This is a genomic window from Cupriavidus gilardii, assembly GCF_008801915.1.
Taxonomy (GTDB): Bacteria; Pseudomonadota; Gammaproteobacteria; order Burkholderiales; family Burkholderiaceae; genus Cupriavidus; species Cupriavidus gilardii.
The window spans coordinates 149466-165899 of sequence record NZ_VZOV01000010.1 but is presented as its reverse complement, the minus strand read 5'-3'; the positions used below and the strand labels follow the sequence as shown (position 1 = coordinate 165899).

Below are 16434 nucleotides of genomic sequence, written 5' to 3'. Positions count from 1 at the left end.
GGGTTTTCATGAAATTGATCCGCTTAGTGGCCTTGGTGTTCGTCGGGGCCTGCGGCACATCCGCAGCCCTAGCCGCCGAACCCCTGCGGCTGGAGGAGGCAGTCTCCCGCGCGCTCGCTGCCCATCCCTCCATCACAGCCGAAACGGCGCAGCTCCAGGCTGTTCGTGCCCGCACCCAGCGCGAAGCCCTGCCACCGCCTTACACGATTGGCGGTGAGATGGAAAACGTCGCCGGGAACGGCAATCTGCGGGGTATTCGTTCGGCTGAAACGACATTGCGCATCGGCCGAGTTATCGAACTCGGCGGCAAGCGCGAGGCTCGTCAAACATTAGGGCAAGCCGAACTGAGGGAACAAGAGCATCAGGCCACCAAAGCGCGGATCGACTTGGCCAGCACGACCGCGGCTCGATTCATTGAAGTGCTCGCTAGGCAACAGCGATTGGCCTATGCCGAGGAGCGCGTTGAGCAGGCAGAACGCACCCGACAGGAGGTTGCAGCCTGGGTGAAAGCCGCTCGCAATCCCGATTCTGATTTGCAGGCCGCCAATATTGCAGTCGCAGAGGCGCAGCTTAACCGCGAGAGTGCAGAACACGAATTGGCAAGCGCCAAGATGACCTTGGCAGCGAGTTGGGGCGCGTTGACGCCGGACTTCGGTGAAGTCGTCGGCGACCTGCAAACCTTGCCGACCGTAGCGCCATTCGAGACGTTGGCCGCTCGTTTGCCCATGACCCCCGAGCTATGGGCGTCGCGCTTGCGAGCCGACACCATCGGCGCCCGTCGCCGGCTCGCGGAGGCCGAGGCCAAACCCAATCTGGACGTTAGCTTGGGTGTACGTCGTTTTGAGGCCACCAGGGATCACGCCGTGGTGGCGTCAATCTCGATCCCGCTTGGTGGGCCGACACGCTCTGGATACGCGGTGTCCCAGGCCAACGCCGAACTGGCTGCGCTGGAGGCACGGCGCGATGCCGAACGCTTCGAGCGCCACCAGGCACTGTTCGACAAGTATCAGGAACTCACGCACGCACGTCACGAACTGGGGTCGTTGCGCGAACGGATGCTGCCTATGGCCGAAAGTGCCTTGGCAACGACTCGTCGTGGCTTTGAGCAAGGCCGCTTCTCCTATTTGTCGCTGGCCCAAGCACAGCGAACGCTTTTCGATCTTCGCTCGCGTGCTGTCGAAGCCGCCGCTCGCTATCACCTTCTGCTGGTCGAGGTGGAACGCCTCACCGCCACCGTTGAGGAAAACGCACCATGATTCGCATTCTTTCCCTGCTGCTCCTTTGCGTGTTCGCCGCTGCGTGCAGCCCTGGTGGCGACAAGCCCAAAGAGGAGGCCAGCGCCCAAGCCAGCGGAAGCTATGAGCGTGGGCCAAACAATGGCCGACTACTCCGTGATGGAGACTTCGCCCTCGAAGTCACCATCTACGAAACCAATGCGCCCCCGCACTACAGGCTATTTGCCTACCGCGACGGCAAGCCTGTCGCCCCCGCCGATGTTGTTGCGACCATCAAGCTCTCCCGCCTGGATGGCGAGGTCAACCAATTCACGTTCACGCCGGAGAACAACTATCTAGTCGGCAGTGGCGAAGTGACCGAGCCGCATTCGTTCGACGTGGCCGTATCCGCCGAGCATGCCGGAAAGAAGTCCACATGGTCTTACGAGTCCTACGAGGGGCGCGTCAGCATTCCTGCCAGTATCGCCAAGGATGCCGGCATCAAGACCGAATCGGCGGGGCCGGCAGTCATCCGAGACGTTGTGCGACTAATGGGAACTGTTGTTCTGGATGCCGACAGGCACGCAGCGGTTCGTGCGCGCTTCCCCGGCATCGTGCGCTCTGTGAACGTGCAGCAAGGCGAGCGCGTCCGCCGCGGCCAGACGCTGGCCGTCGTCGAGGGCAATGACAGTATGCGTACCTACCCGATCACGGCGCCGTTCGATGGCGTCGTGCTCGCGCGCAATACGAATGTGGGCGACGTGGCCGAAGCTGGTGCGCTGTTCGAGCTGGCCGACCCGTCCAATGTATGGATCGACCTGCGTGCCATCGGCACAGACGCCGAAGTTCTACAGCCAGGCCAAGCCGTGCGAATCCGGTCAGCGACCGGAAAGACCGAAGCCAGTGGAAAGATTCAACGGCTGTTGCCGGTGGCCGGCAGCGGCCAGAGCGTCATTGCCCGCGTCAGCATCCCGAACCCGGAGGGGCGCTGGCGTCCCGGTATGACCGTGGCCGCCGAGGTCACAGTAGGCACGCGCAACGTATCGCTTGCGGTGAAGGAGTCGGGATTGCAGCGATTCCGCGACTTCACCGTGGTATTCGCACAGGTCGGCGAAACCTACGAAGTGCGAATGCTTGAGCTTGGGGAGCGGGATGGCGAATACGTTGAAGTGACCGGCGGACTCAAGCCCGGCACGAACTACGTGGCCGAGCAAAGTTTCCTGATACGCCAAGACATCGAAAAGTCTGGCGCCAGCCACGATCACTGAGGACGCGGATATGCTCGAACGTATCATTCGCGCGTCCATCGCGCATCGCTGGCTGGTGCTTCTACTGGTGCTCGCCCTGTCCGGGCTGGGGATCTGGAACTACAGCCGCTTGCCGATCGACGCGATCCCGGACATCACCAATGTCCAAGTGCAGATCAATACCGAGGCACCGGGCTACTCGCCAATGGAGGCAGAGCAGCGCGTCACCTTCCCGGTTGAGACGGCATTGGCTGGCCTTGCTCGGCTGGACTACACACGTTCGATTTCCCGCTACGGTCTGTCGCAGGTCACGGCGGTCTTTGAGGACGGCACTGACATCTACTTTGCTCGCCAGCAGGTCGCCGAACGCTTGCAGCAGGCATCCTCGCAGCTTCCGACGGGCTTGAATCCTTCCCTCGGGCCGGTGGCAACCGGCCTCGGCGAGATATTCATGTACACCTTGGAACCCGAGAAGGGCTACGAGGAAGTATGGACGCCAACGGCGCTGCGCACGTTGCAGGACTGGTCAGTGCGTCCGCAGCTTCGCAACCTGAAAGGCGTCACCGAGGTCAACACCATCGGCGGCTACGTGCGCCAATTCCACATCACGCCCGATCCGGTCAAGTTGCTGGCCTACGGGTTGACGATGAACGACGTGCTGAACTCCGTCGCGCGCAACAACGCGAACGTCGGTGCCGGGTACATCGAGCGTCATGGCGAACAGTATCTGATCCGCATTCCCGGCCAAGTGGGCGACATAGAGCGGCTGCGGAAGATTGTCGTGGCAACGCGCGATGGCCTTCCGCTCCGAATGGGCGATGTGGCGGAAGTGCTGGAAGGCAGCGAATTGCGAACCGGCGCTGCAACGAAAGACGGCAAGGAGGTCGTGTTGGGTACGGCCTTCATGCTGATTGGCGAGAACAGCCGAGCGGTTGCGCAACGCACGGTGGAAAAGCTCGCTGAAATCGACGCGACACTTCCCGAGGGAGTCCGCGCGCATGCGGTTTACGACCGCACGCAGCTCGTTGATCGCACCATCGCCACCGTGCAGAAGAATCTTCTGGAAGGCGCATTGCTGGTGATCGCAGTGCTTTTCCTGCTGCTGGGCAACATGCGGGCAGCTCTGATAACTGCTACCGTGATTCCGCTTGCCATGCTGCTGACGATTACCGGCATGGTGCAAAACCGTATCTCGGCCAATCTGATGAGCCTGGGCGCGCTGGACTTCGGCCTGATCGTCGATGGCGCGGTCATCATCGTGGAGAACTGCTTGCGCAGGTTCAGCGAGCGACAGCACCAGCTCGGTCGCCTGCTGACCCGCGATGAGCGTTTCTCGCTGGTTTCGAGTGCCAGTGCGGAAGTCATCAAGCCCGCCTTGTTCGGGCTGTTCATCATCACGGCTGTTTACCTTCCGATCTTCGCGTTGTCGGGCGTGGAAGGAAAGATGTTCCATCCGATGGCCCTGACCGTCGTCATCGCCTTGACCGGCGCGATGGTGTTGTCGCTGACCTTCGTGCCCGCTGCGGTCGCCCTGTTTGTCACCGGCAAGGTTTCCGAGAAGGAAACCAAGGTGATGCGCGGCATCAGCCGCTTCTATGCACCGCTTCTCAAGCAGGCGATTAAGTTGAGAGTCGCCATCGTCGCGGCAGCGGCAGTGCTGGTGGTGCTGTCCGGCCTGCTTGCAGCACGCTTGGGAACCGAGTTCATCCCGAACCTGGATGAAGGCGACATCGCCCTGCACGCGATGCGTATCCCCGGAACGAGTCTGACGCAGGCGATTGGCATGCAACGCCAACTGGAAGCCCGGATCAAGGAGTTTCCCGAGGTGGAGGAAGTCGTCGCCAAGATCGGCACCGCAGAGGTTGCGACCGACCCCATGCCGCCTTCGGTCGCTGACACCTTCATCATGCTGAAGGATCGCAGCGAATGGCCCGATCCACGCAAGCCGAGGGCCGTACTGCTCGCCGAACTGGAGAAGGCGGTGAGCGCCATTCCCGGCAACAACTACGAGTTCACTCAACCCGTGCAGATGCGCATGAATGAGTTGATTGCAGGTGTTCGTGCCGAGGTGGCAATCAAGGTGTACGGCGACGACATGGAGCAACTGGCAGAAATCGGCTCGAAGATCGAAGCCGTGGCCGAGAGTATCGACGGGTCTGCCGATGTGGCGCTTGAGCAGATTACGGGCCTGCCGCTGATGACGATCACGCCGAATGTGGATGCACTGGCTCGGTACGGCCTGGCGATCGACGACATACAGCAGACGGTGGCGATCGCGCTAGGCGGTGCCGTCGCTGGCCAGGTGTTTGAGGGAGATCGCCGATTCGACATTGTGGTTCGGCTACCCGAAGCGCAACGCCAAGACCCGAAGGCACTGGCGACACTGCCCATTCCGATTCAAGCCGGAACGGTTGCCGGGCTAGGCCAAGCAGCCTATGTGCCACTCGGCCAGCTTGCGTCCATCGAAGTAGCGCCCGGCCCCAATCAGATCAGCCGCGAGAACGGCAAACGCCGGATCGTTATCACCAGCAACGTGCGCGGGCGCGATCTAGGTTCGTTCGTGGAAGAACTACGTGAGCGGGTGAGCCGTGAAATCACACTGCCCGAAGGTTATTGGGTCAGCTACGGCGGCACGTTCGAGCAACTTATCTCGGCCAGCCAACGCCTGTCCGTCGTCGTGCCGGCCGTGCTGGTTCTGATTTTCGGCCTGCTGTTCATGGCCTTCGGCTCGGGCCGGGATGCAATGGTCGTCTTTAGCGGCGTTCCGCTGGCGCTAACGGGTGGTGTAGCCGCATTGTGGCTACGCGATATTCCGCTCTCGATTTCAGCAGGTGTCGGCTTCATTGCGCTGTCCGGCGTGGCTGTGCTCAACGGACTGGTGATGGTGAGCTTCATTCGCAAGCTGCATCACGACGGCGCACCGATTCAGGACGCCATCGTGAATGGCGCGATGACGCGACTGCGCCCAGTGCTGATGACCGCGCTGGTTGCAAGCCTTGGTTTCGTACCGATGGCCATCAATGTCGGAACAGGCGCGGAAGTGCAAAGACCACTCGCCACTGTCGTCATCGGCGGCATCGTTTCCTCGACGCTGCTGACGCTGCTGGTTCTACCTGCGCTGTACCGGCTGGTCTATCGCCACAAAAACACCGAGAGGGTGCCAACGTGAGCCGGTGCCCATTCCCATTTCCCTTGGAGGTTCCCTTGTTGTCACGCATGTTCCGTTTCCCCGACCGAAGCCAATGGCTGATGGTGCTGGTGCTGTCCCTGTTGCCACTGTGGGCGTTTGCCCACGGTGTCACCGGCGATGATCAGGCGTTTCTTGAGCAGAACACCGGCCGTAATTTGCTGGTGTTCACCTACCTCGGGGCCAAGCACATGGTCACTGGCTACGACCATCTGCTGTTCCTGCTGGGCGTGGTGTTCTTCCTGTACCGGATGCGCGACGTCGGCACCTACGTCACCCTGTTCGCGGTCGGCCACAGCGTCACCTTGTTGCTGGGCGTGCTGGGCGGGTTCCACGTCAACGCCTATCTCGTCGATGCCATCATCGGCCTGTCGGTGGTTTACAAGGCGCTGGACAACCTCGGTGCGTTCAAGCGTTGGTTCGGCTTCCAACCCAACACCAAGGCCGCCGTGCTGATCTTCGGTTTCTTCCACGGTTTCGGTCTGGCGACCAAGTTGCAGGATTTCGCGCTGTCGCGTGATGGTCTGGTGCCCAACATGCTCGCGTTCAACGTCGGCGTGGAGTTGGGCCAGTTGCTGGCCCTGGCCGGCATCCTGATCGTGATGGGTTTCTGGCGGCGCACTGCCGCTTTCCCGCGCCAGGCCTTCGCAGCCAACACCGTCCTGATGACCGCCGGCTTTGTGCTGATCGGCTACCAACTCACCGGCTATTTCGTTTCCTGATCGAGGTTATCCATGTCCTACATTCCTGCTCCGCAATCGCTTCCCAGCACCGCCCGCCTGCTCAAGGCCACCGGGCTGGCCATCGCCGTGGCATCCGTCCTGCTGGTGACGGTCGTGCTTCCCGCCGAATACGGCATCGACCCGACCGGCATCGGCACCCGGCTGGGGTTGGACGTGCTGGGTGCCAAGGCCGAAACCAAAGCCGCGCAAGCACCGGCATTGGCCGCGCCCACTTCTGACAAGACAGCGGCAACGCTGCCGGCAACTGAAGCCGAACTGGAAGCCAAGGCCATTGCGGCCTTCGGCAAACGTTCGCTGGGGCAATCGCTGGACGTGCGTGCCATGTCGCCCAGCGCCAATGCCGTGCGCAGCGACACCCTCAGCCTGACGCTGGAGCCGGGCAAGGGTGCGGAGGTGAAGATGCACCTCAAGCAAGGTGAGGGCGTGGTCTTCCAGTGGAAGGCCTCGAACGCTGTCCTGCTCGACATGCACGGCGAACGTCCGAACGCGAAGGGCGAGTGGACGAGCTATTCCATCGAGCCGGCGCAAAACGAGGCTCGCGGCACTTTCGTGGCCCCGTTCGAGGGAAGCCACGGCTGGTACTGGAAGAACGAGAACGATGAACCGGTCACGGTCGAAGTGGCCGTGACCGGCTTCCAGCCCGATTTGCATCAACCCTGATTTCCACCCATTCCAAGCGTTCCACCCAACCCAACCACAGGAGTCTCCCGATGAAACTGCGTTCGTCTCTCATGATTGCTTTTGCCGCCACCGCACTGCTGACCGGCACCGCCTTCGCTCATGACCCGGCACTACACAGCAAGGAAGATGAAGCCAAGGCCAAGCCCGCCACCTGCCAACAACTCAACGACCCGGAACACTACGAAATCGACTTGAAGGATGATTCCACCCGGTCGCTGAAGGCGCGTTGCGATGCCCGCAAGAAGGCGCAAGAGCAGACGGCTGCCCCGGCGCAGAAGAAGCCGGCTACAACGCCGGCTCCGGCACCCCGTCAATCGTCCGACGGCAAGAGCTGATTTTTCAGATTGTGGCCGTGACTCACAAGGTCACGGCCATCGCCTGATTGAGTTGGCAACTCCGCTTTGGCCCTCGCTCGGCTGCTCGGAGCTGCCAATACTCAGCACTGGCCTGGGTGACGAATCATGGCTCTAGCATTAACCGAGAAGCAAGTGCTATGTCGGCTCGGAGGGAATGAATATTCTATGGAGTTGAGACACCTGAAGTATTTTCTCGCCGTAGCTGAGGAGCTTCGCTTCGCCCGTGCCGCAGAGAAGCTGCACATTGAGCAATCGCCCTTGTCCCGAGCCATCAAGGAACTGGAAGAAGAACTGGGTGTTGTGCTGTTTGCCCGCACCACCCGCAGCACCAGGCTAACCCGCGCTGGCAAGTTGTTCTTGGAGCACGTTCGTCGCGTACTCGCTGCTGTGGAACAGGCTCGCGAGAGCGTCAAGGCTGCGGCCAACGGCTTTCACGGGCAGTTGCGCGTGGCGTTGTCCGATGGCATCACGCCATCGCGTCTATCTGCCTTGCTCGTACTTTGTCGCCAGGAAGAACCTGAGGTAGAAATCCGATTCTTCGAGGTGCCCCTGTCACAGCAGATCAAAGGGCTTCATAGCGATCTGTACGACGTGGGATTCGCCCAGTCCAACGAGGTTGGTGATGGCATCGTCACCGTACCTGCCTGGAGCGATACGCTGATGGTCGCGGTTCCTGGCCGGCATCCGCTGCTGGCCCACAAACGCATCCCCTTGGATGAGCTGCTGCGCTACCCATTGGTCTTGTGCGATCCGCAAGTGTGCGAAGGCCACGCCAAGCATGTCGAACGAGTGCTTCGCCATACTGAGATGGAGCCTTTGATTGCAGAACGTGTTGCTTCTTGCGACCTGATGATGGCGCTGGTATCGGCTGGTTTCGCGCTCGGGCTGGCCGGCGCCGCACACATTGCCGCCAGCCGTGAGCCAGGTGTCGTGGCCCGTCCGCTGGCGCAGCGCGTGCCACCGTTGACGACGTACTTGCTTCATCTTGACGGTGATCTATCCGACGAACTGGCAAGATTCATTGAGCGCGTACAGACCATCGAATCTCTGGAACCCCCAAGGCCGATACGAGGTCGAAATCCCGATGCTTCGGAGGAATGATGCCATTAAGAAAATCATCCCGTTCTTGCTGATGGCTGCATTGGCTGCCTGCGGCCAGTCCGAGACGCCACAGAAGCCCGCTGATTCCACAGTCAACGTCCCGACGGTGGAAGAACTCGCGGCCAACCCCGAGCGGCTCAAGGAACTGCGGCAGCAGTGCAAGACCGACCGCGCCAAGCTGGGCGAAGTGCTGTGCAACCGCGTGGCGGAAGCTACGCGCAAACGGTTCTATGGCGACGGCCAAACGCCATATACACCACCGAAGGAATCGCCCAAGTTCTGATTGTTGGCAACTCGCTGCATCATCTTCATTTTTCTTCTCGACACGCCGCAATGCGCTACCGCTTGCGGCGTTTTTCTTTGGCCTGCCGCAGCACTAATTCTTTCTTTTTCCTCGACCTTTCTGCTCTAAACGGTCTTTGACCGGCACTGATCCGACACCGATCCTGACGCCTGCGGCACGTCCTTGTGCCGCTTCTTCCATGAGGAATCAGCGCAGGAGAAATCGGAGGCCAGGTCATGCAAGGGACGAACGTGCTGTTCGGTCAGATCGCCGTGGTATTCGGCATCGTGATCGCCGGAGTGTGGGGCGCCACACAATGGACAGCAGCAGCCCTTGGCTATCAGCTACGCCTTGGCTCGCCCTGGTTCGATTTTCTTGGCACGCCGATCTACTACCCGTGGAAGCTGTTTGAGTGGTGGTTCTCTTACGGCGCCTATACCCCGGAAATCTTCGACACGGGCGGAGCCATCGCCGGTGGCAGCGGCATGGTCGCCGTGGCCGTCGCCATTGCCATGTCGGTCTGGCGCTCGCGACAGGCACGCCTGGTCACGACCTACGGTTCGGCCCGTTGGGCGAATGCGCAGGACATTCGCAAGGCGGGCCTCACGCAGCCGGTCGGCGTGTTCCTCGGCCAGTACGATCGCCAGTACCTGCGCCATGAAGGGCCAGAGCATGTTCTGACCTTCGCGCCCACACGCTCGGGCAAGGGCGTCGGCCTGGTGGTTCCCACCTTGTTGAGCTGGCCGGCCTCGGCGGTCATCCACGACATCAAGGGGGAGAACTGGCAGATCACCGCCGGCTGGCGCAGCCGTTTCAGCCACTGCCTGCTGTTCAACCCGACCGATGCAAAGTCGGCGGCCTACAACCCGCTGCTGGAGGTACGGCGCGGCGCGCATGAAGTGCGCGACGTGCAGAACATCGCGGACATTCTAGTCGATCCCGAAGGCGCGCTGGAGAAGCGCAACCATTGGGAGAAGACCTCGCACGCGCTGCTGGTCGGGGCGATCCTGCATGTGCTCTATGCGGGCGAGGACAAGACGCTGCGCGGCGTCGCCAACTTCCTCAGCGACCCGGCCAGCCCCTTCGAGCTGACCTTGCACCGGATGATGACCACGCCCCACCTGGGCGATGGGCCGCATCCGGTGGTGGCATCCGCTGCGCGCGAAGTGCTCAACAAGTCGGACAACGAGCGTTCTGGCGTCTTGAGCACCGCCATGTCGTTCCTCGGCCTGTACCGCGATCCCACGGTGGCCGAAGTCACGTCGCGCTGCGACTGGCGCATTGCCGACCTCATATCCGCCGAGCATCCCGTATCGCTGTACCTGGTGGTGCCGCCTTCGGACATTTCGCGCACCAAGCCGCTCATCCGCCTGATCCTCAACCAGATCGGGCGGCGCTTGACCGAATCGCTCGACGGCTCTGACGGCATCGAACGCCGCCACAAGCTGCTGCTGATGCTCGATGAGTTTCCGGCCCTGGGCCGGCTCGACTTCTTCGAGACGGCGCTCGCATTCATGGCGGGCTACGGCATCCGCAGCTTCTTGATTGCGCAGTCGCTCAACCAGATCGACAAAGCCTACGGCCAGAACCATTCGATTCTGGACAACTGCCATGTGCGCGTGACGTTCGCCACGAACGACGAGCGCACCGCCAAACGCATCTCCGAGACGCTGGGCACGGCCACCGAGCTGCGCGCACAGCGCAACTACGCGGGCCACCGGCTCGCGCCGTGGCTGGGGCACCTCATGGTGTCGCGCCAGGAGACGGCCCGCCCGCTGCTGACACCGGGCGAAGTCATGCAGCTTCCGCCCGATGAGGCGGTGGTGATGGTGTCCAGCGTGGCGCCGATCAAGGCCCGGAAGCTGCGCTATTACGCCGACGCCAATTTCAAGCGGCGCGTGTTGCCGCCGCCCGCGCTGGCGGACTGCCAATACGCCGACGCGCCGCCGCTGCGCGCCGACGACTGGAGCGGGCTGGCAATCCCACCAACGCCCACCGCACCAGCCACGGCATCCGCCGATGGCCTCGGTTCCGCCGACGACGGCGGCCCACGCCGTCAGCCCGAACTCTCCGAAGCCGTCGCCTACGACCCCGAGCTGGCCGCGCCCGCGGCCGACCTCGGTTTGCTCGATGACGACGACGACCTGCCGCTTCCCCTTCCTCGCCAGCTTGATCCGGCCATGCAGCGCACGGCCCGGCTGGCTTCCCTCGACCCCAACGACGGAATTGAGCTATGAGCCACTACCGCCTGAACCTCTTTATCCAGCCCGAGCACGCCCAGCGGCTTGATGAACTGGCCGCCAAGAAAGGCGTATCCAAGTCGTCCATCGTCGCGGCGGCGCTCGCATCGTGGCTATCGCCCGATGCTGCTGACCAGCGCGAAGCGGCCATCGCCAAGCGGCTCGACCGGCTGTCGCGCCAGGCCGAGCGCATGGAGCGCGACCAGAACATCGCCATCGAGACGCTGGCGCTGTTCATCCGCTACTACCTGACCGTCAGCACGCCGGTTCCCGAGGCGCATCAAGAGGCAGCTCGCGCCCAGGGCAAGGCGCGCTTCGAGCAGTTCACCGAGCAGCTTGGCCGCCACCTGATGCGCGGACGCAGCTTGGTGCGCGACGTGGTGGAAGAACTGCATCCCGACCCGATGCGGATGGAGGACGCGGCGGCAGCCGCCCAGGCGCGGGAGCGTGCGTCATGAGCGCCGTTTCGCAGTTGCCACCCGAGCCACGCTCGTCCGCTGCGGCCTCGCTCGACCGGCGCATCCAGATGCTGCGCACGGCGATGGGGCCGCTGATCGCCACTGCGCTCGAAGACCCCGACGTGGTGGAAATCATGCTCAACCCGGATCGTACCCTTTGGGTGGATCGGCTTTCGAGTGGGCGCGCGCCGATGGGCGTGGAGATGCCCGAGGCCGATGGCGAGCGAATCATCCGCCTGGTCGCGGCCCACGTCGGCGCGGAGGTGCATCGCGGCCAGCCGCTGCTATCGGCCGAGCTGCCCGAGACGGGCGAACGCTTCGAGGGCATCTTGCCGCCCGCCGCGCCAGGGCCGGCCTTCGCGCTGCGCAAGCGCGCCATCGGCGTGATCCCGCTGGAGCGGTATGTCGTGGACGGAATGATGACCGCCGCCCAGGCGGGCTTTCTGGTGCGCGCCGTGCGCGAGCGTCAGAACGTCCTGATCGCCGGGGCCACCAGCAGCGGCAAGACCACGCTCGCCAATGCCTTGCTCGCCGAAATCGCCGCCACGGGCGACCGCGTGTTGGTGCTCGAAGACACGGTGGAGCTGCAATGCGCGGCCCGCGACCACGTTCCGCTGCGCACGCGCGCGGGCGTGGTGTCGATGACCGAGCTGGTGCGCTCGTCCATGCGGCTGCGGCCGGATCGCGTGGTGGTTGGCGAGGTGCGCGGCGCCGAGGCGCTGGATCTCATCAAGGTGTGGGGAACGGGCCACCCCGGCGGGATCGCCACGATCCATGCCGGCTCCGCGTTGGGCGCGCTGCTGCGCATGGAGCAACTGATTCTCGAAGTGGCGGTGAACCCGCCGCGTGCGCTGATCGCCGAGGCGGTCAACGTGGTGATCCACATCGCCGGACGCGGGCGCAAGCGCCGCATCGAGAGCATCGCCCGCGTCGTCGGCTCCGACGGCGTGGGCTACCAACTGGCGGACGCGCTGGAGACGCCGTTTCCCGAACTGCCGCTATTTCCCGAAGCCGCACCCGCTGCGGCGACTTCCCCGTCCCCTGACCAACCTGGAGAACTGCCATGACGCAGATGATCGTTCCTGCTTTCCGCTTTTCTGCAAATCCGGCTTTGCGCCTTCCCGCGCGGTCGCGGCTGCACCGCCTGGCCCGCCCTGCGGCACAAGGGCTGCTGCTGGCCGCGCTGCTGCTGTTCCTGGCCGGAACCGCGCAGGCCGCCGGTTCCTCGATGCCATGGGAAGGCCCGCTGCAATCCATCCTCGAATCCATCCAGGGGCCGGTGGCGCGCATTGTGGCCGTCATCATCATCATCGCCACGGGCTTGGCGCTGGCCTTCGGCGACACGTCGGGGGGCTTTCGCAAGCTGATCCAGATCGTGTTCGGCTTGAGCATCGCTTTCGCCGCGTCCTCGTTCTTCCTGTCGTTCTTTTCGTTCTCTGGCGGGGCTGTCGTATGAGCGGCCCGGATACCTTCGCGGCAGGGTTCGAGGTGCCTTTGCATCGCTCGCTCACCGAGCCGATCTTGCTGGGCGGCGCACCGCGCACCGTGGCGATTGCCAACGGCACGCTGGCCGCCGCTGTCGGGCTGGGGCTGCAACTGTGGATTCCGGGCGTGGTGCTCTGGATCGTCGGCCATTCGCTGGCGGTGTGGGGTGCGCGCGTCGATCCGCAGTTCATGGCCGTGTTCGCCCGGCACATCAAACACCGCCCGCTGCTGGACGTGTGAGGGGATGCCGCCATGCTGAACCTTGCCGAATACCGCCAGCGGCCCGCGCTGCTCGCCGACTGGCTGCCTTGGGCCGGACTGGTCGCGCCAGGCGTCGTCTTGAACAAGGACGGCAGTTTCCAGCGCACGGCCCGGTTTCGCGGGCCTGACCTCGACAGCGCCACGCAAGGCGAGCTGATCGCCACGTCGGCACGCTTGAACAACGCGCTGCGCCGGCTGGGTTCGGGCTGGGCGCTGTTCATCGAGGCCGAGCGCCGCGCCGCTGCCGACTACCCGCACTCCGAGTTTCCCGAGCCGCTGTCTTGGCTGGTGGACGAAGAACGCCGGGCCACCTTCGAGGAATCGGGCAACCACTTCGAGAGCGGCTACCACCTGACGCTGGTGTACCTGCCGCCCGAGGAATCGCGCGCCCGTGCCGCCAAGATGCTCTACGAGAACACGCCGACGAATGGCGTGGACTGGCGCGAGCGGCTGCAAGCCTTCGTCGCGGAAACGGATCGGGTCTTTGACCTGCTCGAAGGCGTGATGCCGGAAATCGCCTGGCTCGATGACGCGCAGACCCTGACCTACCTGCACGCGACCATCTCGACGCGGCGCTACCGCGTGGGCGTACCCGAAGTGCCGTTCCACATCGACGCGCTGCTGACCGATTCGCCGCTGGTCGGTGGCCTCGCGCCCATGCTGGGCGACCGGCACCTGCGCGTGGTGTCGGTGCGTGGCTTTCCGACCTCGACCTGGCCGGGGATTCTGGACGACCTCAACCGCCTGGGATTTGGGTATCGCTGGAGTACGCGCTTTCTGTGCCTCGACAAATCCGAGGCGGAACGGGAATTGGGGCGCTTGCGCCGCCAGTGGTTCGCCAAGCGCAAGAACGTCATCGCGCTGTTGCGCGAAACGATCTTCCAGCAGGAAAGCCCGCTGGTCGATACCGATGCGAACAACAAGGCGGCGGACGCGGATGCGGCCTTGCAGGAGCTGGGCAGCGATCAAGTCGCCTTCGGCTACCTGACGGCGACCGTCACCGTCATGGACGCGGACGCCAGCGCAGCGGACGAGAAGCTGCGCATGGTGGAGCGCGTCATTCAGGGGCGCGGGTTCGTCACCATCCCCGAAACGCTCAACGCCGTGGATGCGTGGCTGTCCTCGCTTCCGGGCAACGCCTACGCCAATGTGCGCCAGCCCATCGTCTCGACGCTGAACCTGGCGCACATGATGCCGGTGTCGGCGGTATGGGCCGGGCCGGAGAAGAACGACCACCTGGGCGGCCCGCCGCTGATCGTCACGCGCACCGATGGCGCGACGCCGTTCCGGCTGGTGACGCACATCGGCGACGTGGGCCACACGCTGGTCGCCGGCCCGACCGGCATGGGCAAGTCGGTCTTGCTCGCCACGCTGGCGATGCAGTTTCGCCGCTATCGCGGCTCGCGCATCTTCGCGTTCGACATGGGCTGCTCGATGCGCGCCACGATCCTCGGGCTGGGCGGCGAGCACTACGACCTGGGCACGGATGGCGAAATCGCTTTCCAGCCGCTTGCCCGTATCGACCGTGAAGGCTACCGCACCTGGGCGGCCGAATGGATCGAAGGCCGCTTGCTGCATGAAGGCGTGACGGTCGGCCCCGATGAGAAGGCCGCCATCTGGTCGGCGCTGGGGAGCCTGGCCGGTGCGCCGGTGGAGCAGCGCACGATGACCGGGCTTTCCGTGCTGTTGCAGAGCAATGTGCTGCGCCAGGCGCTCGCGCCCTATGTGCTGGGCGGCGCGCACGGCAAGCTGCTGGACGCCGATCACGACCGGCTGGGCATGGCCGACGTGCAGTGCTTCGAGATGGAGGAGCTGATGCACAGCAAGGCCGCCGTCATGGCCGTGCTGCATTACCTCTTTGCGCGTTTCGATGAACGCTTTGACGGTGCGCCCACGCTGCTGATCCTCGATGAAGCGTGGCTGTTCCTCGATGACGCGGTGTTCGCGGCGCGCATCCGCCAGTGGCTCAAGACGCTGCGCAAGAAGAACGTCAGCGTCATCTTCGCCACGCAGTCGCTTGCGGACATCAAGGATTCGAGCATCGCGCCCGCGATCATCGAAAGCTGCGCAAGCCGCATCTTCCTGCCGAACCCGCAGGCGACCGAGCCGCAGATTCGCACGATCTACGAGGGCTTCGGCCTCAACAGGCGGCAGATCGAGATCGTCGCCACCGCGCAGCCCAAGCGCGACTACTACTACCAATCCCGCCTCGGCAACCGCCTGTTCGACCTCGACCTGGGACTGGCGACGCTGGCCTTCGCGGGCGCTTCCACGCCGCAAGACCAGCGCGACATGGATCGCGTGCTGCTGGACGCCGGCACGCCCGGCTTCGCGGGCGCATGGCTGCGCCATCGCGGCCTCGATTGGGCGGCTGACCTGCTGCCCTCGTTCCCCGGCCTCGCGCCGGTTTCCTTCGCTGACCAACCACTGGAGAACCTGCCATGAAGAAGCGCCTTGTCGCCGCTGCCATCGCGGCCATGCTTTGCACCGCCACCGCCCATGCGCAATGGGTCGTGATCGACCCCACGAACCTCGTGCAGAACACGCTGACCGCGATCCGCACGCTGGAACAGATCAACAACCAAATCCAGCAGCTTCAGAACGAAGCGCAGATGCTGATGAATCAGGCGCGCAACCTCGCCAGCCTGCCGTCCAGCGTCGTCGGCCAGTTGCGCGCCAACCTGGCGACCACCGAGCGGCTGATCGCCCAAGCGCGCGGCTTGGCCTACGACGTGACGAATCTGGATCGGGAGTTCGCGCGCCTGTACCCGGAGCAGTACGCCGCCACCGTCAGCGGCGACCAGATGTACCGCGACGCCCAAGAGCGGTGGAAGAACACGCTCAACGGCTTGCAGACCACCATGCAGATGCAGGCGCAGGTGTCGCAGAACCTGGGCGAAGACGAAAGCGTGCTGGCCGATCTGGTCGGCAAGAGCCAGTCAGCGCAAGGCGCGCTGCAAGCGATGCAGGCCATGAACCAGTTGCTCGCCTTGCAGGCCAAGCAGTCGATCCAGTCGCAGCGGCTCCAGATCACGCAAGACCGGGCCGCCTCGCTGGAACTGGCGCGGCAGGCGGCGGCCACCGAGCGCGCCCGCGAAGTGCGGCGGCGCTTCCTCGGGGAAGGCACGCCGTACACGCCGCAGTCCGTCAACTTCTACCGCGACTGACGGGGGCCGAC

At 63.9% G+C, this 16434-nt stretch carries 15 protein-coding genes; all 15 read left to right on the top strand.

Annotation, left to right across the window (positions count from 1 at the left end; translation table 11 throughout):
- Nucleotides 1–8 precede the first annotated feature (8 nt).
- The 15 genes from F7Q96_RS14345 to trbJ all read left to right on the top strand — a co-directional run bounded on the left by F7Q96_RS14345 (nt 9) and on the right by trbJ (nt 16423).
- Nucleotides 9–1256 (top strand): TolC family protein, encoded by a 1248-nt coding sequence (locus tag F7Q96_RS14345; protein ID WP_003139003.1) that lies wholly within the window; start codon nt 9–11, stop codon nt 1254–1256.
- Entirely contained in the window at nt 1253–2482 is a 1230-nt protein-coding gene (locus tag F7Q96_RS14340; RefSeq protein ID WP_003139001.1) for an efflux RND transporter periplasmic adaptor subunit, read from the top strand. Before F7Q96_RS14345 ends, F7Q96_RS14340 begins: the two co-directional genes overlap by 4 nt.
- A gap of 10 nt (nt 2483–2492) precedes the next feature.
- Nucleotides 2493–5630 carry an efflux RND transporter permease subunit gene (locus tag F7Q96_RS14335; protein WP_003138997.1) on the top strand — a complete coding sequence of 1046 codons (3138 nt, stop codon included), beginning with the start codon at nt 2493–2495 and terminating at the stop codon, nt 5628–5630.
- Nucleotides 5631–5677: 47 nt separating this feature from the next.
- Nucleotides 5678–6370: a HupE/UreJ family protein gene (locus F7Q96_RS14330; protein WP_022580528.1), complete on the top strand. Its 693-nt coding sequence runs from the start codon at nt 5678–5680 to the stop codon at nt 6368–6370.
- A gap of 12 nt (nt 6371–6382) precedes the next feature.
- Nucleotides 6383–7051 (top strand): hypothetical protein, encoded by a 669-nt coding sequence (locus F7Q96_RS14325; protein ID WP_003138992.1) that lies wholly within the window; start codon nt 6383–6385, stop codon nt 7049–7051.
- A gap of 50 nt (nt 7052–7101) precedes the next feature.
- Nucleotides 7102–7407, top strand: coding sequence for a hypothetical protein (locus F7Q96_RS14320; RefSeq protein WP_003138990.1), 306 nt, complete (start codon nt 7102–7104; stop codon nt 7405–7407).
- A 186-nt stretch (nt 7408–7593) separates the two neighbouring features.
- Nucleotides 7594–8529 (top strand): LysR family transcriptional regulator, encoded by a 936-nt coding sequence (locus tag F7Q96_RS14315; RefSeq protein ID WP_022580529.1) that lies wholly within the window; start codon nt 7594–7596, stop codon nt 8527–8529.
- A 4-nt stretch (nt 8530–8533) separates the two neighbouring features.
- Nucleotides 8534–8812 carry an EexN family lipoprotein gene (locus F7Q96_RS14310; protein WP_025297938.1) on the top strand — a complete coding sequence of 93 codons (279 nt, stop codon included), beginning with the start codon at nt 8534–8536 and terminating at the stop codon, nt 8810–8812.
- A gap of 236 nt (nt 8813–9048) precedes the next feature.
- Entirely contained in the window at nt 9049–11049 is a 2001-nt protein-coding gene (locus tag F7Q96_RS14305; protein ID WP_003138988.1) for a conjugal transfer protein TraG, read from the top strand.
- Nucleotides 11046–11510 carry a CopG family transcriptional regulator gene (locus F7Q96_RS14300; protein ID WP_003138987.1) on the top strand — a complete coding sequence of 155 codons (465 nt, stop codon included), beginning with the start codon at nt 11046–11048 and terminating at the stop codon, nt 11508–11510. The genes F7Q96_RS14305 and F7Q96_RS14300 overlap by 4 nt, the downstream gene beginning before the upstream one ends.
- Nucleotides 11507–12577: a P-type conjugative transfer ATPase TrbB gene (trbB, locus tag F7Q96_RS14295; RefSeq protein ID WP_003138986.1), complete on the top strand. Its 1071-nt coding sequence runs from the start codon at nt 11507–11509 to the stop codon at nt 12575–12577. Before F7Q96_RS14300 ends, trbB begins: the two co-directional genes overlap by 4 nt.
- Nucleotides 12574–12966: a TrbC/VirB2 family type IV secretion system protein gene (locus F7Q96_RS14290; RefSeq protein ID WP_003138985.1), complete on the top strand. Its 393-nt coding sequence runs from the start codon at nt 12574–12576 to the stop codon at nt 12964–12966. The genes trbB and F7Q96_RS14290 overlap by 4 nt, the downstream gene beginning before the upstream one ends.
- Nucleotides 12963–13235 (top strand): VirB3 family type IV secretion system protein, encoded by a 273-nt coding sequence (locus tag F7Q96_RS14285; protein WP_003138984.1) that lies wholly within the window; start codon nt 12963–12965, stop codon nt 13233–13235. The genes F7Q96_RS14290 and F7Q96_RS14285 overlap by 4 nt, the downstream gene beginning before the upstream one ends.
- Nucleotides 13236–13247: 12 nt before the next feature.
- A complete protein-coding gene (gene trbE / locus F7Q96_RS14280; protein WP_003138981.1) occupies nt 13248–15701 on the top strand; it encodes a conjugal transfer protein TrbE in 2454 nt (817 codons plus the stop codon).
- Complete coding sequence (gene trbJ, locus F7Q96_RS14275; protein WP_003138979.1) at nt 15698–16423, top strand: P-type conjugative transfer protein TrbJ; 726 nt, start codon at nt 15698–15700, stop codon at nt 16421–16423. The genes trbE and trbJ overlap by 4 nt, the downstream gene beginning before the upstream one ends.
- Nucleotides 16424–16434 lie beyond the last annotated feature (11 nt).